Origin of the sequence: Paenibacillus dendritiformis (assembly GCF_945605565.1) — a bacterium.
Taxonomy (GTDB): domain Bacteria; phylum Bacillota; class Bacilli; order Paenibacillales; family Paenibacillaceae; genus Paenibacillus_B; species Paenibacillus_B dendritiformis_A.
The window spans coordinates 771959-792500 of record NZ_OX216966.1 but is presented as its reverse complement, the minus strand read 5'-3'; the positions used below and the strand labels follow the sequence as shown (position 1 = coordinate 792500).

Annotated in this window: 20 protein-coding genes, 1 other RNA gene and 1 riboswitch (1 of these 22 only partly in view); of the genes, 1 reads left to right on the top strand and 20 read right to left on the bottom strand. The window is 54.6% G+C overall.

The window, feature by feature from the left end; genetic code table 11:
• The 17 genes from NNL35_RS03460 to rpoE all read right to left on the bottom strand — a co-directional run.
• Positions 1–234: the 5' portion of a pro-sigmaK processing inhibitor BofA family protein gene (locus NNL35_RS03460; RefSeq protein ID WP_006679018.1), read on the bottom strand. Its footprint begins 30 nt before the window's first position; 234 of the gene's 264 nt are visible here — the first part of the coding sequence; its start codon is at positions 232–234; the stop codon falls past the left edge of the window.
• On the bottom strand, positions 235–507 hold the full coding sequence (locus NNL35_RS03455) for a DUF2508 family protein (RefSeq protein ID WP_006679017.1): 273 nt from the start codon (positions 505–507) through the stop codon (positions 235–237).
• A gap of 157 nt (positions 508–664) precedes the next feature.
• Positions 665–1264 carry a recombination mediator RecR gene (gene recR / locus NNL35_RS03450; protein ID WP_006679016.1) on the bottom strand — a complete coding sequence of 200 codons (600 nt, stop codon included), beginning with the start codon at positions 1262–1264 and terminating at the stop codon, positions 665–667.
• A 229-nt stretch (positions 1265–1493) separates the two neighbouring features.
• On the bottom strand, positions 1494–1805 hold the full coding sequence (locus NNL35_RS03445; RefSeq protein WP_006679015.1) for a YbaB/EbfC family nucleoid-associated protein: 312 nt from the start codon (positions 1803–1805) through the stop codon (positions 1494–1496).
• A 37-nt stretch (positions 1806–1842) separates the two neighbouring features.
• Positions 1843–3612, bottom strand: coding sequence for a DNA polymerase III subunit gamma/tau (dnaX, locus tag NNL35_RS03440; protein WP_040733772.1), 1770 nt, complete (start codon positions 3610–3612; stop codon positions 1843–1845).
• A gap of 126 nt (positions 3613–3738) precedes the next feature.
• Positions 3739–4887, bottom strand: a complete 1149-nt coding sequence (locus tag NNL35_RS03435; protein ID WP_006679013.1) for an ATP-binding protein — start codon at positions 4885–4887, stop codon at positions 3739–3741.
• Between the two features lie 182 nt (positions 4888–5069).
• An RNA gene (gene ffs, locus NNL35_RS03430) (signal recognition particle sRNA large type) lies at positions 5070–5337 on the bottom strand.
• A 43-nt stretch (positions 5338–5380) separates the two neighbouring features.
• Complete coding sequence (locus NNL35_RS03425) at positions 5381–6016, bottom strand: hypothetical protein (RefSeq protein ID WP_006679012.1); 636 nt, start codon at positions 6014–6016, stop codon at positions 5381–5383.
• Between the two features lie 4 nt (positions 6017–6020).
• On the bottom strand, positions 6021–6986 hold the full coding sequence (locus NNL35_RS03420) for a helix-turn-helix transcriptional regulator (RefSeq protein ID WP_006679011.1): 966 nt from the start codon (positions 6984–6986) through the stop codon (positions 6021–6023).
• 152 nt (positions 6987–7138) lie between these two features.
• Positions 7139–7336 (bottom strand): 50S ribosomal protein L31, encoded by a 198-nt coding sequence (rpmE, locus tag NNL35_RS03415; RefSeq protein WP_006679010.1) that lies wholly within the window; start codon positions 7334–7336, stop codon positions 7139–7141.
• A gap of 167 nt (positions 7337–7503) precedes the next feature.
• Entirely contained in the window at positions 7504–8796 is a 1293-nt protein-coding gene (gene rho, locus NNL35_RS03410) for a transcription termination factor Rho (RefSeq protein ID WP_006679009.1), read from the bottom strand.
• Between the two features lie 289 nt (positions 8797–9085).
• Complete coding sequence (locus tag NNL35_RS03405) at positions 9086–10339, bottom strand: UDP-N-acetylglucosamine 1-carboxyvinyltransferase (RefSeq protein WP_006679008.1); 1254 nt, start codon at positions 10337–10339, stop codon at positions 9086–9088.
• A gap of 156 nt (positions 10340–10495) precedes the next feature.
• Complete coding sequence (fba, locus tag NNL35_RS03400; protein ID WP_006679007.1) at positions 10496–11350, bottom strand: class II fructose-1,6-bisphosphate aldolase; 855 nt, start codon at positions 11348–11350, stop codon at positions 10496–10498.
• Positions 11351–11588: 238 nt separating this feature from the next.
• Positions 11589–11990 (bottom strand): response regulator, encoded by a 402-nt coding sequence (locus NNL35_RS03395; RefSeq protein WP_006679006.1) that lies wholly within the window; start codon positions 11988–11990, stop codon positions 11589–11591.
• 216 nt (positions 11991–12206) lie between these two features.
• A complete protein-coding gene (locus NNL35_RS03390) occupies positions 12207–13808 on the bottom strand; it encodes a CTP synthase (RefSeq protein WP_006679005.1) in 1602 nt (533 codons plus the stop codon).
• Positions 13809–14089: 281 nt separating this feature from the next.
• A complete protein-coding gene (locus tag NNL35_RS30310) occupies positions 14090–14218 on the bottom strand; it encodes a hypothetical protein (RefSeq protein WP_276540118.1) in 129 nt (42 codons plus the stop codon).
• A gap of 125 nt (positions 14219–14343) precedes the next feature.
• A complete protein-coding gene (rpoE, locus tag NNL35_RS03385) occupies positions 14344–14889 on the bottom strand; it encodes a DNA-directed RNA polymerase subunit delta (RefSeq protein ID WP_006679004.1) in 546 nt (181 codons plus the stop codon).
• Between the two features lie 411 nt (positions 14890–15300).
• Between rpoE and NNL35_RS03380 the strand changes: the two genes are divergently transcribed.
• The gene (locus tag NNL35_RS03380) at positions 15301–16431 is read left to right on the top strand and encodes a S8 family peptidase (RefSeq protein WP_254552928.1); all 1131 of its coding nucleotides are present in this window, start codon (positions 15301–15303) and stop codon (positions 16429–16431) included.
• 497 nt (positions 16432–16928) lie between these two features.
• Here the strand turns inward: NNL35_RS03380 and NNL35_RS03375 are convergent, their stop codons facing one another.
• From NNL35_RS03375 to cstA, 3 genes are all read right to left on the bottom strand, one after another.
• Complete coding sequence (locus tag NNL35_RS03375) at positions 16929–17105, bottom strand: hypothetical protein (RefSeq protein ID WP_254552926.1); 177 nt, start codon at positions 17103–17105, stop codon at positions 16929–16931.
• A gap of 451 nt (positions 17106–17556) precedes the next feature.
• Positions 17557–18255 (bottom strand): thiaminase II, encoded by a 699-nt coding sequence (gene tenA / locus NNL35_RS03370; RefSeq protein ID WP_040733231.1) that lies wholly within the window; start codon positions 18253–18255, stop codon positions 17557–17559.
• 128 nt (positions 18256–18383) lie between these two features.
• Positions 18384–18488: riboswitch (TPP riboswitch) on the bottom strand.
• Positions 18489–18605: 117 nt separating this feature from the next.
• Complete coding sequence (gene cstA / locus NNL35_RS03365) at positions 18606–20402, bottom strand: carbon starvation protein CstA (protein WP_006678685.1); 1797 nt, start codon at positions 20400–20402, stop codon at positions 18606–18608.
• Positions 20403–20542: the final 140 nt, after the last annotated feature.

Below are 20542 nucleotides of genomic sequence, written 5' to 3'. Positions count from 1 at the left end.
CGCCGCCAAACCGGGCACTCCAAGGAACCCGACCGTTGATAACGTAACCGGGTTGACAGGCACGTATACGTCAGCAGCCAAGCCGGTCGTATTCACGATATACAGGAGCACGAAGGCCGCTGTGCCATGGAGGAGGAAGCTCAAGATTCCCCGCCAGGCCAACCGTTGGCGCAGCAAGACGAACAGCAGCGCTGCCGCCGATACGATGAGCACGGCTATCATCATCCATTTCATTTACGTCCACCCTTTCCCCAGCTCTAGTGCATGCAGCTCGTTCCGTTTTGCTTTTTTGATGAGCATCGCCACTCGCTTCTCGGCAGCCTCCAGCGTAAAGATCGCATAGTCGACCTCGTCTTCGCCTACGGCATACTGGAATCGGGCATGGGCCCGTTCCCATTCCCGAAGCGCCTGTCTAATATCATCCATCAGCTGCTCATGTTCGATTGCCTCCGCGGCATACTGCTTTTCAACCCTGGAGAACCAACGCTTGATCGTCAGCCATCGCACGTTCCGTCCCTCCCCGCTCCTTTGTATAACTATGGTTATGGGAGTCTGGACAAGGCTAGAACCGAAAAATGCGGACAAAAAACCCCTGGCTGAATGCCAGGGGCCGAGACGGCTCATGCTATGGTTATGCGCTGCGAAGAATGTTCAACGCATAATTCTATTGAATTTCCCGCCGTCCCTCGAGCGCTTTGGACAGCGTCACTTCGTCGGCATACTCCAGGTCGCCGCCAACCGGCAAGCCGTGGGCAATGCGCGTCACTCGGATACCAAAAGGCTTCACCAGGCGAGAAATGTACATCGCCGTCGCCTCCCCTTCGATATTCGGATTCGTGGCCAAGATCAATTCCTTGACCCGCTCATCGCTCAGCCGCTTCAGCAACTCGGCAAGACGGATATCCTCCGGCCCAATCCCCTCCATCGGAGAGATTGCGCCCTGGAGCACATGATAATACCCCTGGAACTCCTTCGTACGTTCCATGGCCACCAGATCCTTCGTCTCCTGCACGACGCAGATTACGGACGGATCCCGGGTCTTATCCTGACAGATGCGGCACGGATCCGAATCGGTTATATTGCAGCATACCGAGCAATATTGCAGATTACGCTTCACGTTGACCAATGCTTTGGCGAAGTCGATAACATCATCTTCGGGCATGCGGATGACATGGAACGCAAGGCGGGCAGCCGTCTTGGGCCCAATGCCCGGCAAGCGGGAAAATGCCTCGATCAACTTCGCGATCGGTTCTGGATAATACAAGGCTGCCTCTCCTTTTCAATGGCATAGGATGCAGACGCCGCTTCTCGCGAACCGGCGATCCGCGCGACAGACTCCGCAAGATCGAAATCTCCGCTCCCATAAGGCGTGTTCAAAAAGACCGGTTTTCTGCACCGAAAAGGCTGCAAGAACTCGAAGCCGACTTTTGGAACTTCCTCTACAATAACAGAAGGGCATATACCGAATGGTATATGCCGAACATGTCGCCTTATTAGAACAAGCCAGGAATTTTCATGCCGCCTGTAAATTTGGCCATATCGTCATTTGCCATATCTTCTGCTTTGGTCAGCGCGTCATTAACCGCGGTAATTACGAGATCTTGAAGCATTTCGATATCTTCCGGATCAACGACTTCAGGCTTAAGCGTAATGCTGAGCACTTTCTTGTGGCCGTTCACTTCAACGGTGACTGCGCCGCCGCCGGAAGTCCCTGTTATCTTCTTGTCAGCCAGCTGCTCCTGGGCCTTCAGCATTTGCTCTTGCATTTTTTTAACCTGCTTCATCATTTGATTCATATTGTTCATCGCTGTAATTTCTCCTTTTTTACATAGAATAATATAATTACTCTTTTATGACAACGAGGTCTTCACCGAACATGTGGAGCGCCTCGTCAATCCAAGGTTCTTGCGCCGGTTCCGCTTCGGAGCCTTCCGGCTCCAGCCGGAACGCCGGCTCTTCCTTCTCTCCGGCAGACTTCTCCGCCGCCTCTTCCCAATCCTTCAGCATCATCGTATCGAGCTGATACGGCTTGCCGAACACTTCGGACAGGACACGCTCAATCACCTGCTTGTTGTTGGGCTTCTCGGTCGTATCCCGGTGAATCGTATTTTTGAAGGCGACCAGCACCCGATCTTCCAGTGCCGATACCGGCTCCCCATTGACAAGCCAAGCGTGAATCGTGACACCGGCTTCCTTCACCCGCTGCAGCACCTGCCCCCAATTGGAGCGGATGCGGTTCGAGTCAGAGGAATCCTTCGAGGCAGTATAGCGTTCGAAGTGAGGCGGCTGCTTCGCCATCCGCGATACCCGCGCAGGCGCTCTGGTGGCCGCCGGGGCACGTTCGGCCTGTCGGCCGTCTGACCGCCCGTCCGGTATTCTCGCCTTCGCCAATTCATTCAGCTTCGCTTCTAATGACGCAACTTGACGCTGCAATTGTTGCACAACGGAAGAAGATCCCACTGCATCGGAACGAACGGCCTGCCGTTCATCCGTTCCCGCCTCCGGTTGGCTGCTCAGCGCCCCCGGTTGATTCTGCACGGCTAATTGGAGCAAGGCTACCTCGAATAACGTTTGCGGTTGCACCGCATATTTCATGTCTGTCTGATACCGGTTCAATGTGTCGATAATCCGGAACAGGCTCGCTGCTTCAAAAGCATCGGCCAGCTCCCGGAACGCTTCCACACGCGTCAGCCGATCCGTCAGCCCTTCTCCGTCCGGCACCATCTTCATCATCAACAGATCCCGGAAAAAGTAGAGCAGACTCTCCATACACTTGTCCGCGCTCTTCCCTTCCTGCATCATCGACTCCACCGTGGCCAGCACGGAGCCTACATCCCCCGCCTGAACGGCACGGGCGATGTCGGCGAACTGTTCCTCCGGTATGCCGCCGGTGATGTCCAGGACTTGCCGGTAGTCAAGACGGCCGTCGGTGAAGGATGCCGCCTGATCAAGCAGGCTGATCGCATCGCGCATGCCGCCATCCGACAGCTTCGCGATATAGGTCAGACTATCCCGGTCTGCCTCAATCCCCTCATCCCTGCACACTTGCTCCAGTCGGGCAACCTGTTCCTCCAGCGTCACCCTGCGGAAATCAAACCGCTGGCACCGGGAGATGATAGTCGCCGGCAGGCGGTGAGGCTCCGTCGTGGCCAGAATGAACATGACATGGGCAGGAGGTTCCTCCAACGTCTTGAGCAGCGCGTTGAAAGCCTCCGTCGTGAGCATGTGAACCTCATCAATAATATACACTTTGTGGCGGACTTCGGAAGGCGCGTATTTGACCTTGTCCCGAAGATCGCGAATTTCTTCCACGCCCCGGTTGGATGCGGCGTCGATCTCGACGACATCCATCACCGCCCCGGCAGTGATGCGCCGGCAGGCTTCGCATTCATTGCAGGGCTCCGGACCGGGTCCCTGTTCGCAGTTGACCGCTTTGGCCATGATCTTCGCAGCAGTGGTCTTGCCGGTTCCCCGGGGACCGCTGAAAAGGTAGGCATGCGAAAATCGCCGCTCACGCAGCGAGTTTTGCAATGTCTGAATAATATGCTGTTGTCCGACCATGTCACCGAATGACTGTGGCCGCCAAGCGCGATACAATGCAATATGTCCCATGCTGTAACCTCGAGAGCGTTTTTCTTATTATACTATATCACAAATTGTAAAAAAACAGCCATTCCCTCTCTTTGGCAATCAGGAAAACGGCTGTTCTTGACTCCTATTATGCGAGAAATCCAACGTTTACGGCGAAGGAAACGGGAAATAAAGGGTGAATGTCGTGCCATAGCCTTTGGTCGATACCCGTATCGAACCGCCCAGATCATGAATAATGCGCTGACAGACAGACAATCCTAGACCTGTGCCATTCGCTTTGGTCGTGAAGAACGGATCGAATATTTTGTCGATAATGTAGGAAGGGATTCCCGGACCCGAATCCTGAATGTCGATCAGCACCCGCTTGCTCTCGTCATCCCGTCTCGCGGTCACGTTCAGCACGCCGCCTTCGCTCATCGCCTCGATACCGTTTTTGGCAATATTAATGAACACCTGCTTGAGCAGCTCGCGGTCGCCGATGACCAGGGGCAGCGGCTCATCCGCCTTGTAGTTGACCTGAACCGCATGCAGAACCGCCTCATTCTGAATGATAGGCAGAATCTCGCCCAACACCTGGTGGAGATTCACCCGCTCTATCGTAAGATGCTTCGGCTTGCTCAGCAGCAGAAACTCGCCGACCAGCTCGTTGATCCGGTTAATCTCGGTCAGCATAATATCGGTGTAATGCACTTCCTTGATCATGCCATGCTCGTCGAGCTTCTTCTTGAACATTTGCAAGAAGCCCTTGATCGAGGTTAGCGGGTTCCGTATCTCATGAGCCGTTCCGGCTGCGATCTGGCCGATCATGGCCAGCCTGTCGCTCCGCTGCACTTGCTCTTCGAGCGAGCGCAGATTGGACACATCCTTGAACAGCACGTAAGCGCCAACAATCCGATCCTGTTCATCCCGGAGCACGTTCGAGTCCATCAGCAGATCATAGCGATCCGATCCGTTGGTCCAGGAGACGGCATGATTATGTGTGACGACGCCTTCCAGCAGCGACCGCTGCACAAGATGATACTCCGTCGGCATCTCGCCGAACAGGTCATTGACCCGGCGATGCAGCACTTCGGACTTGGCCCATCCGAGAATCCGGCACGCCATGTCGCTAATGTCCACCAGGCGGAACTGGACATCGAGGAGCAGGATGCCCAGATTGACGTCCTGCAAAAAAGCACCCGCAAACTGCTGCAGCAAACTCAGCTTTCCTTGCTCCTGATTCTGGCCCTCTGTCGATTCGGCAGAGGAGAGGGTACACGCTTGCTGAGAACCAAGAGGCCGATTCAATTCCGTCATAGGCTCACCTCATCGTATTATTGCGCCCATCTCTACCGCTCCCTCTTGATGCTGGGAGATACCTATAGTATTCCGTAAACGCAAAAAGAATCCTGCCTTATCATCTTCAATATTTGAGCATATCTTCATAAATAGAGAACAAAAAACACCGATTCGCTCGGTGTTGGACATTCGATATGGAACCGTGCACCTGTTATTGATAATTGTGATCCGAGCGGCACCTTCGCCTTACAGCTCAGGCCAGGCTTCCCTCCGGCACATGAAAAACCCTACTTATGGCTGCTTCCTTCCGGACCTGACCAGATTCATAGGTATCCATTGCGGAGGACCCGGCCGTCAACACCAAAGACGAATACCAAGCCTCACATCAACAAAACCTCTAACAGGAATTCAACCTCGCTACAGCGGATTGCGAGTTACAGGGCACCGCTACCTCCCCGTCTAGCACGGCATAACTTAGTATAGACGATCTGTGCCGAAAGTGCAACCGAAGTCAATTGTTTACAGCTCCCCGGTCCTCCGCCGCCTGATCCTCTGCGTCGGCTTCGGCGTCTCTCAAGCCCCACAGCAACAGCGTGCCGGCTGTGCTTATGGAGCCGCACAGCACATATATGCCCGGATGAAGGCCTTCCAGCGGATAGACCAGCTTCAGTGTATAGGCTGCCAGCAGCAGCCAGATCGTTCCGAAGCTGATCCAGAATGGACGAAGGCTGAGCTTGCGGCCGACGAACAGCAGATGGAGCCAGCCGAGGCCGATAATGATGCTGTACGCGACAAGCAGGCTTAGCCATGCCAGGGCCGGATTCGCATCCGTCTGCTCCGGCCAGTCCCATGCCGGAATTGCCCCCTTGGCCAGGGCCAGCAGTCCATAGATGACGCCCCACGCGACGAGCGCTCCCGCCATCGACAGCAGGCTATCGGCTGCGAGGCTGGACAGCTTCGCCTCATGCGGGGGATGCCCGCCTCGTTCCGCATGTAACCAAGCTTGATAGCGCCGCTTCCCCCACACCTCTACGGCGGCGGCCAGCAGCATCATCGCCCCCGCTGCGATGAACAGCGTGAGGGACTGGTCGCCCCGCACGAGCCGGAGCAGATATCCTAAGCCGAATCCGAACAGCTTCTCGGCCATGATGTCACTCCTGCCCCGGAGCGGAGAGCTCCGCCTCGAAGTCAAGATTGACCGGAGCGGCAGGCAGAGACTGCCCCATGTCCGGCAGCATGTCGGTAACCGGGACGGTCTCGTCGACCTCCTCGAAGCGCAGTCCGTCTATCCAAATCTGCCCCGGTCCGCTGAGCAGCACCCCGAACGCAATCGCCTCCGCCTGTTCGGACACGTCCAGCACGATCGTATACAGCGCCCAACCGGTCGTTCCCTGTATCGGACGGGCGGTCATATTGTCGAAGGCAAGCACCAGCTCCTCCGGCCCGTCCACGCGCATCCACATCCCAGCATGCTTCTTCACCTGTTCCGACTTCATAAATCCGTTGAGCCGGATTCTCCGTCCTCTATATTGCCCGGCATCGAACATCTGCATCAGGGTGCCGAAGCCGTCCGGCTTGGCCGCCGCGTCTCCCCGCAGCGTGCCGGACGCCTTGCCACGATGCACCTGAACCCGATCAATGCCTGCCGTGTATTCATGGGGGTAGAGTCCGGTAATGAGCCATCCCGGGGGCGCGGTCTGCGGAGCACGCAGCGGGTTGGACGGCTGCGCATCATCATGAAATACATCACTCAACGTCAATCTCTCCTCCGTTCGATGGAATATCCGGAAGCCGCTCCGGTATTGGTGCGGCGTCATGCCGTATGCGCGCTTGAACGCGCGCGTGAAGGAGTCCTGCCCGGCGAAGCGGTATTCGAGCGCGATATCCAGAATCCGCTTGTTCGTCCGGAGCAGATCGGCCGCGGCGCGGGCGAGACGGCGCTCCCGCAAATAGAAAGCCGCGCTGTAACCCAGCTGCCGCTGGAATACGCGATGCAGATGAAAGCGGGACACTGCCGTATGGCGGGCTACATCATCAAAATTCACGTCATCGGTCAGATGCCGTTCAATATAAGCCACCGCGCGGCGTATCCACCGCTCATGCTCCGTTCCTTCCATATGACCGTGCCTCCTTTCTGACATCCCGGCTTTCCTCTCTATCATACCCGGCCGAACCGGATGCGGTTTTGACATTTTGTGCTCAGCGGCGAGTCTGCATAAAAAAATAAACCCCCTCGCTGTTACCAGCAAGAGAGTCTATATTTAACGTATTACATGCCATATTTCTTCTTAAATCTATCCACACGACCGCCTGCATCAACAAACTTCTGTTTGCCTGTGAAGAACGGATGGCAAGCCGAGCATACCTCTACCTTCAGGTTTTCCTTAACCGAACCTGTTTCGAACGTATTACCGCATGCGCAAGTTACCGTTGTAATGTGGTATTTTGGTTGAATCGCTTCATTCATTCGAATTCACCTTCTTTCCGCCCTGAGCCCTTTGCGTTCCCAGAGTTATATAGAACAATAATGAATTATAGCACGGCCCGCCCACCAGCGCAACCGGAAAGTAGCGCATCGGGAAGAGCCATCGCGTCTGCCGAGCAGCTCGACGAAGCTATCTCCGCTGAACTCTATCAGCTGACTGAAGTGCTTCGGGTACGGCGCGTCGGCGTCGGCGTATTGCCGTTCGTATCCAAGGTAGCCAGGAATTCCGTGTTCGTTTTCGTATCACGCAGCTTCTTCAGGAACTGATCGATGAATTCCGGCGTTTCGTTCATATTTTTCCGAATCATCCACAGCTTGTCGAGCTCTTCCTTCGACAGCAGCATCTCCTCGCGGCGCGTGCCGGAGCGTCGGATATCGATGGCCGGGAAAATACGGCGTTCCGCCAATTTGCGATCCAGATGGAGCTCCATGTTGCCTGTGCCTTTGAATTCCTCGTAGATGATATCATCCATGCGCGACCCAGTCTCAATCAGTGCCGTCGCCAGAATGGTCAGGCTGCCGCCTTCCTCGATATTGCGCGCCGAACCGAAGAATCGCTTCGGACGATGGAAGGAAGCCGGATCGATACCGCCCGACAGCGTCCGGCCCGATGGCGGAATGACCAGGTTATAGGCCCGTGCCAGCCGGGTGATGCTGTCCAGCAGGATGACTACGTCCTTCTTGTGCTCCACAAGGCGAAGCGCACGCTCAAGCACCAGCTCGGCGACCTTGATATGATTTTCAGGCACTTCATCGAATGTGGATGCCACAACTTCTCCCTTGACAGAACGCTGCATGTCGGTGACTTCTTCCGGGCGCTCGTCGATCAGAAGCACGAACAGCTCAATTTCAGGATTGTTCTCCGAGATGCTGTTCGCGATTTCTTTTAAGAGAAGCGTCTTCCCGGCCTTAGGCGGTGCGACGATCAAGCCGCGCTGTCCCAAGCCGACAGGAGCAATCAAATCCATAATCCGTGTTGAAATGCGGGATGGGGAAGTTTCGAGCACCAGCTTCTTCTGCGGGTAAAGAGGAGTTAATGCAGGGAAGTGCAGCCGTTGCGCGGCATCTTCTGGATTTTCGCCATTCACGGCATTGATCTGCAACAGACCGAAGTAGCGCTCGTTCTCTTTCGGAGGACGGCACTTGCCTGAGACGACATCCCCCGTTCTCAGATCGAATCTACGAATTTGCGACTGCGAGATATAAATATCTTCCGCGCTCGGCAAATAGTTGATCGGCCGGAGGAAGCCGAAGCCTTCCGGCAAAATGTCAAGGACGCCCTCCATGAACATGTAGCCGCCCTGCTCCGCTTGCGCGCGCAAAATCGCGAAAATCAATTCTTTTTTCTTCAATTGACCGTAGCCCGGAATTTGGAACTCCTTCGCCAGCTTGTATAATTCGGTCAATTTCTTCGTTTCCAAATCGGAAATTTGTAAATCCATGAATACAACTCCTATTCTGTTATAAAATGCGGACAATGTCGTATCAAGAAGTCCATTTCCCTTATTCAACACGGGAATACAGCAATTGCTCTTTTATCTATGTCATTGTATTGATGGGCTGTTTCACCGGAAAGAAATCGTGGACGGAATGAAGATGAGAAGATGGTGGGCCAGAGGCAGCCAATTCTTCGTCATAGGTTGATATAACGTAGAAATAGAAATCTTCTTCTGTATGGATTGTGCCCATATCAATCTATTATTAACCTATCTTTACCCCAACAGAATCGATTTATTCCACCTGACGCCATACATCAGCGCCAAGATTGCGCAAATTGGACACAAGATGATCATACCCGCGGTCGATAAATTCCACTCCTGAAATCTCCGTGACATCGGTATCTACCGTTAAACCGGCAATGACGAGCGCGGCACCGGCACGCAGATCGGAAGCTCTCACCTTCGCCGCATTCAGCTTCGTGCCTTCGATGACGGCGGTTCGCCCTTCAACCCGTATTTTGGCTCCCATGCGGGCCAATTCCGGGACATGCTTGAAGCGGCTGCTGTATACGAGATCCGTCAGCATGCTCACCCCTTTGGCTTGCGTCAGCAAGCTGGTCATCGGGGATTGGAGATCTGTCGGAAATCCGGGATAGACAAGCGCCTTCACATCGATGCTGTTGTATTCGGGCTGGCCGATAACGCGGAGCGACTCATCGCCCTCGATAACGCGCACGCCCATTTCCTCCAGCTTCGCCGTAAGGGCTTCCAGATGTTTAGGAATAACATTATCGATCAGAATATCGCCGCAGGTGGCCGCAGCCGCAATCATATACGTTCCCGCCTGAATGCGGTCCGGAATAATCGAGTGCGTGCAGCCGCGCAGGCTGTCCACGCCTTCAATGCGGATCGTCTCCGTGCCCGCTCCCTTGATGCGGGCGCCCATCGCATTAAGCAGTGTGGCAACATCTATAATTTCAGGCTCTTTGGCCGCATTTTCAATAATTGTAGTGCCCTTGGCGCGTGAGGCCGCAAGCATAATATTAATGGTCGCCCCAACACTGACGACATCCAAATAGATCTTGGCGCCGCGAAGTTCCCGCGCGTAAATATGGACGGATCCGTGATCGTTCGTCACCGTCGCGCCGAGAGCTTCAAAACCTTTGATGTGCTGATCGATTGGGCGAGGCTCGAAATTGCAGCCGCCCGGCATGCCGATGGTCGCTTCGCCGAACCGGCCCAGAAGCGCGCCCATCATATAGTAGGAGGCCCGCAGTTTTTTAACGGGTCCATTGTGCATCGGTACCGAAATCATCCGCGACGGATCGATGCGCAGACAGGAACCTTCCCAGCTAACCTGTCCGCCAAGCTCCGTCAAGATCTCCATATAAGTGGCGACATCGCTCAGTTCGGGCAAATTATCCAGTACGACTTCCGTCTCCGCAAGGATTGCTGCAGGAATAAGCGCTACCGCGCTATTTTTGGCACCGCTGATCTGCACGGCGCCTCGAAGCGGCCGACCGCCGCTAATCATTAACTTCTCCATGACAAGCCAGTTCCTCCCATGCGTTGCTGACAACCCCGATAGCCGGCGACATCCGGCCAATATCGGCTCCCCATAATGCAAAAAGGGAAGAACACCGGCGAACCGGTGCTATTCCCGCATTCGTAAACGTAAGTATTAACTATGGAATTGCGCTTGTTACGCTTGGTTGTTGCTGCCGAACAAGCGAATTTTGCCGCGAACGACTTCGACCATGGCTTTACGAGCCGGAGTCAAATATTTACGAGGGTCGATAACATCGGCATCCTTCGCCAATGCTTCGCGAATCGCTGCCGTACAAGCAACTTGGTTCTCGGTGTTCACGTTGATTTTGCCGGCACCTGCCGCGATTGCCTTGCGGATGGATTCATCAGGCACCCCGGAACCGCCATGAAGCACAACCGGCACAGGGATTTTGGAAGCTACCGCTTCAATGATATCATAATGAAGTTTTGGCTCGCCTTTGTACATGCCGTGAGCTGTACCTACCGCAATCGCCAGTGCGTCTACGCCCGTTTCTTCGTAGAAACGGATCGCTTCTTCCGGCTTAGCCAGCTGTGCGGATGCTTCATCCACTTCCAGGTCGTCTTCGACCCCGCCGATAGTTCCCAATTCGCCCTCGACGGATACGCCCATCGCATGAGCCGCTTTGACGACTTCCTTGGTCAAGCGAATGTTGTCTTCGTATGCATGATGGGATCCGTCGAACATGACGGAAGAGAATCCTGCACGGATACAAGCCATAGCGACTTCAAAAGTGCTGCCGTGGTCAAGATGCAAAGCGATTGGCAAGCCGGATTTCTTCGCAGCCGCTTGCGCCATGGCAACCGTATATTCCATTCCCATGTAACGCAATGCCCCTTCGGATACACCGAAAATAATTGGCGCATTTTCTTCCATGGCTGCTTCCGTAATCGCTTGAGTGAATTCTAGGTTGTTAATGTTGAATTGGCCCACCGCAAATTTGCCCGCTTTTGCTTTTGGCAGGAATTCGTTCATCGAAACTAATGGCATGGTCTCCATCCTCCTAAGAAGTTGTCTTTGTCTGTATTTCTTGTAGTTAGCCGACATCCAGTACGGTGTTATTATATCACATTTGACCGTAAAAAAGTAAACAACCTCTTGACAAACCCTGCCGCTTCAAGACTGCCGCCAAACCGCCATTTGCCATTCATTCGTGCCCGCAAAACAAAGAAGCCGGGTGTCAGCGCCCAGCATCGTTCAAACCTATGTCATTGCCTTGTCTATCGGGTCATGTCGTCATATTCGCCGGGTTCGCCGCCGAATGGTCCTGTTGAAGCGTCATGTTCACCGCCACTCTCATCTCATCAATGTCGAACGGCTTCGTAAAATGCATGATCGCGCCGAGATCGGTCGCTTCCTTGATCATATCCAGCTCTCCGTAGGCTGTCATCATAATCACTTTCATCTGCGGCTCCATCTTCTTAATTTGCTTCAAAATTTCCAAGCCGTCCATGCCCGGAATCTTCATGTCCAGCAAGACAATATCCGGAGATTCCTCACGCACGATGTTCAATGCAATCTTCCCGTTGGAAGCTTGGTAAGTCGAGTACCCTTCACTGCTGAATACTTCCATCAGAAGAACTCGAATACCGTTTTGATCATCGACTATCAATACTTTCTTCTTATCCAACTGGTACCCCTCCCATCGTGTAACAAGAGCGAGTGCATCCGCTAAGACAGGCGTCGCCTCGTATGAACATGCTTTTTTTTCCAAAGCAAGAATAATGGTACTTATTCGCCTTGATATATTAAAATCCTGCTTGAAATACGGAAAAACATGAACTTCCCCTTACGAAGTGCAAAAAATAGGCGGAAATCCCCATAATGGGAATTTCCGCCTGGATCATTATCCGCGGTGCGCCACGGCCGCCCGGACAAACTCCCGGAACAGCGGCTGCGGGCGGTTCGGACGGGAGGTGAATTCCGGATGGAATTGCACCGCCAGGAACCATGGATGGTCAGCCAGCTCCACGATCTCGACCAGCCGCCCGTCCGGAGACGTGCCGCTGAACTTCAGCCCGGCGCGCTCCATCGCTTCGCGGTATTCATTGTTGAATTCATAACGGTGACGATGGCGCTCATACACCAGCTCGTCCTGATAGCTTGCCATCGCAAGCGAATCTTCCTGAAGCTTGCACGGATATAGTCCCAAACGCATCGTTCCGCCCAGATCCTCGATGTCCTTCTGTTCCGGAAGCAGGTCGATAACCGGGTAATCGGTCGACGGATTGATCTCCGAGCTGTTCGCTCCCGTCATGCCCAGCACGGAACGGGCATATTCGATCACCGCCACCTGCATGCCGAGGCAAATGCCGAAGAACGGAATCTTCTGCTCGCGCGCATAGCGGATCGCGGATACTTTGCCTTCAATGCCCCGGTCCCCGAAGCCGCCCGGCACCAGAATGCCGTGGACGCCTTCGAGACGCTCCCGTGCATTGTCGTCCGTAATCTCCTCTGCGTTAACCCAACGGATGTTCACTTCCGTATTCGCATCGAACCCTGCGTGCGCCAATGCTTCGACGACTGACAGGTACGCATCGTGCAGAGCGACATATTTGCCCACGATCGCAATCTCGACTTGTCCCTGGAGCTGCTTCACGCGATCGACGAGCTTGATCCACTCGGTCATATCCGGTTGCTGCGTCTCCAGCTTCAAATGATTGACGACAATGTCATCCATGCCTTGATCGCGAAGCATCAGCGGCACTTCATACAAAGTCGAGGCATCGCGGCATTCCACGACGGCATTGGCATCAATATCGCAGAAGAGCGCGATCTTGCGCTTCAAATCCTCGGACAAAGCGTGCTCCGTCCGGCATACGAGCATGTTCGGCTGAATCCCGATGCTCCGCAGTTCCTTCACGCTGTGTTGTGTCGGCTTCGTCTTCACTTCGCCGGCAGCCTTGATGTATGGAATCAGAGTGACATGGATGTACATGACGTTGTCGCGGCCGACATCGCTCTTAATCTGGCGGATGGCTTCCAGGAACGGAAGGCTCTCGATGTCGCCGACGGTGCCGCCGATCTCGGTAATAACCACGTCGGAACCGGCTTCCTTGCCGGCACGGAAGACGCGCTCCTTGATCTCATTCGTAATATGCGGAATCACTTGAACGGTGCCGCCCAGGTACTCACCGCGGCGTTCTTTGGAGATAACCGAAGAATAAACCTTGCCGGTCGTAACATTGCTGTTCTTCGACAGGTTGATGTCGATGAAGCGCTCGTAGTGCCCGAGATCGAGATCGGTCTCTGCTCCGTCGTCGGTAACGAACACTTCGCCATGCTGATACGGGCTCATCGTACCCGGATCTACGTTAATATAGGGGTCGAACTTTTGGATCGTAACCTTCAGCCCCCGATTCTTCAGCAATCTTCCCAGGGACGCTGCGGTGATCCCTTTGCCTAGAGAAGATACAACGCCGCCCGTCACAAAAATATACTTTGCCACTGGTGAAACCCTCCTATGATCAAATGCATACAAGACATGTTCTCGGGAGGCTTTGACTCTTGAGTCAGGGTTCGAAGAAATCACATGCTGCCTGATGTTATCGTAACCCATTTGCACGAGAAAAATTGATGAAAAAATGTCAATAAAAAAATAAAAAAGTGACTCCCGTAGTGTCACGGGGCACTTTCATCTTTTAGCGTCAATCAACCTATTCAATTACAAACAAATCAAAAGCCCATATGCTAGTTTACTCTGTAGGACATGCCGTGTCAAGGGAACGTTTACGGATTTTCCAGGCAATTGATCGAGGCTTCGCCAGGATCCAGATAGACCCAGCGGAAGGAGGGGATTTCCGCCGCTTCCAGGCGGCAGCGGCCCAGCCCCGGCAAGCGGGACAAGGGGCATGACAAGCCGCGAGCAGAGCAGCGGTTCCGATAAAAAACCGTTTGCTTATCTTCCCGCCGAAGCGCCCCCAGGGAGATCGCTCGGGAATCATAAGCAAACGGTCCATCACAGCCGCAGGCGCGGATTCCGATTACCGATCGGCATCCTCTTCCATTTCCGGCTCTTCTTCCTCGTCGGGGTTGTCTTCATCGATCTCTTCCTCATCGATAATGACTTCCTCTTCTACTTCCGTATCTTCTTCTTCATCCACATACATTTCTTCATCGTCTTCGCTGTCTTCGTCCACGAAGTCGAAGTCTTCCTCATTGTTGTAGCTGTCGTCCTCTTCGACGAAAATATCGTCATCTTCCAGATCATCGTCGTCATCGTTAATGATGCGAGGACGCTTCGTGCCCATCGACTCTTCGGAGCGATCGACAGGATACCAGCGCTTCAAGCCCCAGAGATTGTTCCCTACGCACGCGAAGCGGCCATCAATGTTGATTTCCGTATATAACTGTGCAATGACATCATTAATTTGCTCTTCGCTGAGTCCGCGAAGCTTCGCAACTTCATTCATCAGATCACGGTAGTAGAAAGGCGTGTTGGCTGCTTTCAGTACGAGGAAAGCAATATCCACCATCGGCATTTCTTGCACTTTGTCGGGATCTAACTTCAATTCCAACGGGGTGCTCATAAGGACACATCCTCTCTCAAAGGTTCAAACGGATAACTACGATCATATCCAGTTTCACACCTAAGTAAAACCGATTTTCCATGAAAAAGCAAGTTTATCCGACGCGGACAAAAAAATGCCACATGTATGTCTGCTTTCCCTGCCACAGATGAAAAAAAGAAACGCGAAGGGCATCCCTTCGCGTTCGACTGTATCCGCACCACAGACTGGTTTACACCTCGTCTACCGTGTGCAAAGCCCTTCGCCGGCTCTTCTTCATCCTATGTCCGCAGCCGCCTTTTGACACGGAAGAAGGCCTAACTTTCGCAAAAAAGGCAGCTACCCCAGTCCACCCTCTTCCCCTTGGCATACGATACCCCACAAGGAATTGTCGGGAGGGACTCGACATTGGATATGACGGCCTTATTGCACATGTTGCTTCAAGAGATGTCCTTCAGCGGACGGCCTGCGGCGAAGCAGTTGATTCGCTTCCATCGGCCGGAGCGGTTCGCCGCATTCGGCGAGGCGCTCCACACGCTTCGCCGGGATCGGCCCGAGCTCCAGCATATCCGCGAACTTCCGCTCATCCGCGCCTGGAGCTGTCCGGTTCCCGAATCGGTTGCACAGCTGCTGTCACGGTATCCGAACGAGTTCACGATAGAGGACGACGCGTTGATCGCGATTCAAGCCGCCTCCCACAGGCCGGTCTCCTGGGAGCGGGGCATTCCGTGGGGCGTGCGGCAGATCAAGGCTCCGCAGGCATGGGGAACGACCACCGGCCACCGCGTGCATATCGGCGTGATCGATACCGGCGCCGATTACCGCCATCCCGATCTCCGCCAGTCGCTCATGCGCGGAGTCAACTTCGTTCACCGCGGCATGCCGCCGTATGATGATAACGGTCATGGCACCCATATTGCGGGCACGATAGCTGCGGCCAATCAAATGTACGGCATTATCGGCGTGGCTCCCCGCGCCTTGATCCATCCCGTAAAATCATTTGATGAGAACGGGGCTGCTTATGTGTCTGATATTATCAACGGCATTGAATGGTGCGTCCGCAACGGGATGCACATCATCAATATGAGCTTCGGCATGAAATCCCGCAGCAAGTCGCTGCTGCAAGCGGTGACCCAGGCCTATCAATCCGGGGTCACCGTCGTCGCTTCATCCGGGAACGACGCGAAGCGCAAGTCCATCGATTACCCGGCCCGCTATCCCCAGACGATCTCCGTCGGGGCGACCGATCGCATGCGGCGGATTGCGCCGTTCAGCAACCGGGGGCAATTCGTCGATATTTACGCCCCCGGCGAGAAGATCGTGTCCTCCTGGATTAAGGGCAAATACCACGAGATGAGCGGCACCTCGATGGCCACCTCGCACATCAGCGGTGCGATCGCGCTGCTGCTTGCCATGCGGCCGCGCTTGAAGCCGGGCGAGATCAAGGCCTTGCTCCGGCGGACGGCCAATCCGATCCGCAGCCGCAAGAGCCGGAACGTCCAGGCCAAGGTGCCGGGGGAGGTAGACGTTGTCCGGCTGCTGAAGGAAGCCGAGCGGCTGTAGCCCATCGCCTATGCCTATCCCTGTCCGCTGCGAGAAGCGAGCGGCCTTGGATGGGCCATGCGCATGCAATCGTCTCCCTCCGGAACGATGGGCTGCCAAGGAGACGTGTGCCGCTCCCTGGAGATAAAGCGCGCGCCGCGCAGCTGCTCCCGGAGGGGCATTCCTGTTCCAGGCGGGGGACGTTCCTTGCAGGCCTGCCGGGATGCAGCGCTTCTGCTCCTGCGGGACGCTGCAACATTTCGCGGGAACGGGTGCTGAAGTTCGTGCTTTTCCATACAATGATGCAACACTACAGCTTTGTCCCCCGTTAGTGCGAGTTCCAATAGAGAAACCTGCAAATATCAGGCTGTTGAGAAAGTCCAAAGGATTTTTGGGCATTTCATTAGGACTTGTCTCTCAATAGAAAAATTTTGATTTCAAACGCTCTGATCGAAGTGCCTGAAAACTGCACAATGAAATGTCTATCCGATAGGCAAGGTCCTCAAAACTGCACGGTTTCACAAGACACGTTGATTCGGTAGGCAAAATCCTGCATACAGCAATTCGATAGGGACGACTTCACCAGAAAGGGAATCCTGTAAAACTGAAGCAATTTCACCCGTTTCTCTTCGACTTAGCTCAAAAGGGCCTAAAATGATGTAGCTGTGCAGCAATTCCTCGAAATGTGGACTCATTGAACCGAAATTCCTGTAAAATAGCAGCAATTCCCTCCACACGTTAAAACCCCAGGAGATTATGATGTCTCCAGAAGGCGATGACGCTCTGAATGCCACGTTTCGATTAGGTAATCACCCGTCCGAAAAAAACAGGGGTTTTCCAACAGCCTGAAATATACAGCAATTACCGGGAATTCCTGCTCAAACTCGGATTCTGGCGGAAAAAGGATGTACATTTGCAGGAATTTACCCACCAAACCTTTAACTGGGGAAAAATCCTGCATCATAGCAGGAATTGGGCGCTACATCGCGGCCATTACATGAATCCTCTTCCCGTTGGTGACGACCGTATTCGTCATATTACGCGCGAGGGGCTGTCCCCCGCGCTATGGCCGAGCTTGCCTTATCCATTGGCCGGCTCTGCCATCGTTCCCATGGTGTTGCGGGGAAGCGGCTGCCCATCTTGGATTCACGCCCGCACCGCTTCCGCTTCCGTGACAGGCGCCGGCCAATCCTCCAGCTTATAGGCCATGTCCCAGAACATATATTCCAGCTGGCAGCTGGTCACAAAATGCTCCGCCAGCCGCTGCTTGTGCGCCGCAGGCAAAGGCTCCGCCCACTCATCAAGCAGTCGGCGCAGCTGCATCGTAATCCCGCTCTCCCGATCTCCATAAAAATGCATCCACTCATAGAACGGATGGGATGGTTCCGGCTTCACTTCCTCCAGCAGCCTGCGGCCAATTTCCGTATACGTCCAAGGGCAGGGCAGCAATGCCGCCACGATATCTTCCCGCGTTCCCTCATGAGCGACCGTCAGCATATGGTTGACATAGTGATTGGCTGAAGGGGCCAGGGAGAAGCCTTGCAGTTCTTCATACGTCACGCCGGCGACATCGCAAAAATTTTGATGCGGATGCGTCTCGCTGTCCAGAATAAACGAGATTTGCTCGTTAAAAAGAGCCATCGCGTCGCGGTGTTCGCATTTGGAGATCGCGATCCCGTATACCCGGATAAAGGCGTTCAAGTATTCAAAATCCTGCTTGACATAGTGAATGAGCTGTTCCTTCGCCAACGTTCCTTCCGCAATGCCCCGAACGAACGGATGAGCAAAAATCGCCGTAAAAATCGGATCCGCCGTACGCCGCAGTTCTTCGGTAAAACAAGCCATACTCAGCACCTCCGCCTCATTTTCGATGAAATCCAAACAGGGGGCGCCAGCCCGGCCATACAAAAAAGCCGCCCCGAAATGGAGCGGCTTCGCCAAGTCTTCATCAAAAGAGCATGAACTCGAACCTGTGAAGGCCGTCTCCACTTCCCTACGCCGGTATTAACCGGATCAGGTTCAAAGGGTCCAAGCGTCTCTTGTCTCAGCCGCCTTGCGCGGCTCCCCTAGCGGATTTCGTATAAAGTTCTTTATCACGTCCTACTTTAGCTGTGATTGCCAATCTTGTCAAACTATTCTTCCTGCTTCATTGCCCGCGCGCCGCAGCGCCTGCCGGACAAGCGATCCTGCACCGTTCATGTGACGCTGAGCGGTTCGAGATTCGCCCGCGGCCCGTTCCACAATTCAATCCACTTCTTGATGGCAGATACCATAATGACGATGCCGAGCACCAGCATAATGATGGACAGCGCAGCGTTCAATACGCTGTACCCCGAAGCAGACGGGTTGAGATACACGTTCTTGACCATCCAGTAGCCGGCATAATTGACCGTGACGAACAAATACGCGAGCGGAATGAGGCAGGTGAGCATGTACCTCCGCTTATCCGCGATGTTCAGAATGACCGTCGCGCCGATAATAAGCCCGATCGATGCCATCAGCTGGTTGGAGACGCCGAAGAGCGCCCAGACGGAGCCGATATCGCCCGAATAGAGCAAATACCCCCACATCAGACAGGCCAAGGCGCTGGCGAAGATGGAGCCGGGCACCCAATCGACCTGCTTCAGCGGCTTGTAGATGTCACCGAAGAAGTCTTGAATCAGATAGCGGGCCACCCGTGTGCCGGCATCGATTGCCGTCAGAATGAAGACCGCCTCGAACATAATGACGAACTGGAAAAAGTAGGACGACAAATGGCTGAACCACGGAATTTTGGTGAAAATGTACGTCATGCCGACGGCCAAGGTGACGGCTCCGCCGGTCCGTCCTTCCAGATCGAGGCCGATCTGCTGTGCCAGCTCCGGCAGATGCACGGTCGACATCCCGAGCGTCTTGAATACTTCCGGCGCCGAATTAATCGCGAAATAATCGGCCGGCTGAAGCGCCGCCGCCGCAATAAGCGCCATAATTCCGACCAGCGATTCGACAAGCATCGCGCCGAAGCCGACCACCTTGATGTCGCTCCAGCGGTTAATCATCTTCGGCGTCGTGCCCGAGCCGACGAAGGCGTGGAAGCCGGAGATGGCTCCGCAGGCGATCGTGATTGAGATGAACGGCCAGACCGGACCGGCCAGTATCGGGCCGCCTCCGTTCACGAACTCCGTGAAGGCCGGGAACGGGATCGCGGGGTTGATGATGAAGACCCCGACGATGAGGGCGATGAATACGCCGATTTTCATGAAGCTGCTCAAGTAGTCCCGCGGCGCCAGCAGCAGCCAGACGGGCAGGGCTGCCGCGAAGAACGCATAGACGGGAAGCAGGATGGCCAGCGTCTTCGTATCCAGCGTCAGCCAGTCGCCCAGGACGGTGCCCTGAATGGAGGGCCCAAGGAAGACGCCGGCCATGAGCAGAATGAAGCCGATGGTGGACGCAAGCTTCAGATTCCCCGTCTTCTTGTAGAACAAGCCGACGCCCATCGCGATCGGAATCGTAATCCCGACGGCGAAGGTGCCCCATGGGTTATGCTCCAACGCGTGGAGCACGACCATCGAGAGCCCGGCCATCGTAATCGTAATGATGAAGAGCATCGCCAGGCCGGTGCAGAAGCCGGCTACCGGACCGAGTTCGTCCTTCGCTACCTCGGAGAGCGACTTGCCCTGCTTGCGCATCGAGGCGAACAAGACGACGGCGTCATGCACCGCGCCGCCGATGACCGCGCCGATAAGCAGCCACAGCAGGCCGGGCAGATATCCGAACTGCGCCGCCAGGATCGGGCCGACGAGCGGCCCGGCCGCCGCGATCGCGGCGAAATGATGCCCGAAGGTAACCCACTTGTTGGTAGGGACATAATCTTTGCCGTCATTCAGTTCATGGGCCGGGGTCGGCTTGGAATCGTCCAGCTTCAGCACTTTGGCCGCCATGAACGTTCCGTACAGCCGGTACGCGATCATCAGGATGCATATCGATCCGATTACAATCGTTACCGCATTCATGTGTACCACTCCCTGCAATCGTATTGGAGTCATCATACAATATGAAAGCTTCCCTGCTTCGTTTTCATGACAGAATGCGATAGATGCTGATTCAACTGCAAAAAGGAACCTTCGAAATGCAAGCGATTACAACCCTCGCC

What these genes read in the sequence shown, in the direction of transcription:
- NNL35_RS03445 (WP_006679015.1), bottom strand. Translation starts at nt 1,805, where the DNA reads ATGAACAATATGAATCAAATGATGAAGCAGGTTAAAAAAATGCAAGAG.
- dnaX (WP_040733772.1), bottom strand. Translation starts at nt 3,612, where the DNA reads ATGGGACATATTGCATTGTATCGCGCTTGGCGGCCACAGTCATTCGGT.
- NNL35_RS03435 (WP_006679013.1), bottom strand. Translation starts at nt 4,887, where the DNA reads ATGACGGAATTGAATCGGCCTCTTGGTTCTCAGCAAGCGTGTACCCTC.
- NNL35_RS03425 (WP_006679012.1), bottom strand. Translation starts at nt 6,016, where the DNA reads ATGGCCGAGAAGCTGTTCGGATTCGGCTTAGGATATCTGCTCCGGCTC.
- NNL35_RS03420 (WP_006679011.1), bottom strand. Translation starts at nt 6,986, where the DNA reads ATGGAAGGAACGGAGCATGAGCGGTGGATACGCCGCGCGGTGGCTTAT.
- rpmE (WP_006679010.1), bottom strand. Translation starts at nt 7,336, where the DNA reads ATGAATGAAGCGATTCAACCAAAATACCACATTACAACGGTAACTTGC.
- rho (WP_006679009.1), bottom strand. Translation starts at nt 8,796, where the DNA reads ATGGATTTACAAATTTCCGATTTGGAAACGAAGAAATTGACCGAATTA.
- NNL35_RS03405 (WP_006679008.1), bottom strand. Translation starts at nt 10,339, where the DNA reads ATGGAGAAGTTAATGATTAGCGGCGGTCGGCCGCTTCGAGGCGCCGTG.
- fba (WP_006679007.1), bottom strand. Translation starts at nt 11,350, where the DNA reads ATGCCATTAGTTTCGATGAACGAATTCCTGCCAAAAGCAAAAGCGGGC.
- rpoE (WP_006679004.1), bottom strand. Translation starts at nt 14,889, where the DNA reads ATGAGCACCCCGTTGGAATTGAAGTTAGATCCCGACAAAGTGCAAGAA.
- NNL35_RS03380 (WP_254552928.1), top strand. Translation starts at nt 15,301, where the DNA reads ATGTTGCTTCAAGAGATGTCCTTCAGCGGACGGCCTGCGGCGAAGCAG.
- NNL35_RS03375 (WP_254552926.1), bottom strand. Translation starts at nt 17,105, where the DNA reads ATGAGTCCACATTTCGAGGAATTGCTGCACAGCTACATCATTTTAGGC.
- tenA (WP_040733231.1), bottom strand. Translation starts at nt 18,255, where the DNA reads ATGGCTTGTTTTACCGAAGAACTGCGGCGTACGGCGGATCCGATTTTT.
- cstA (WP_006678685.1), bottom strand. Translation starts at nt 20,402, where the DNA reads ATGAATGCGGTAACGATTGTAATCGGATCGATATGCATCCTGATGATC.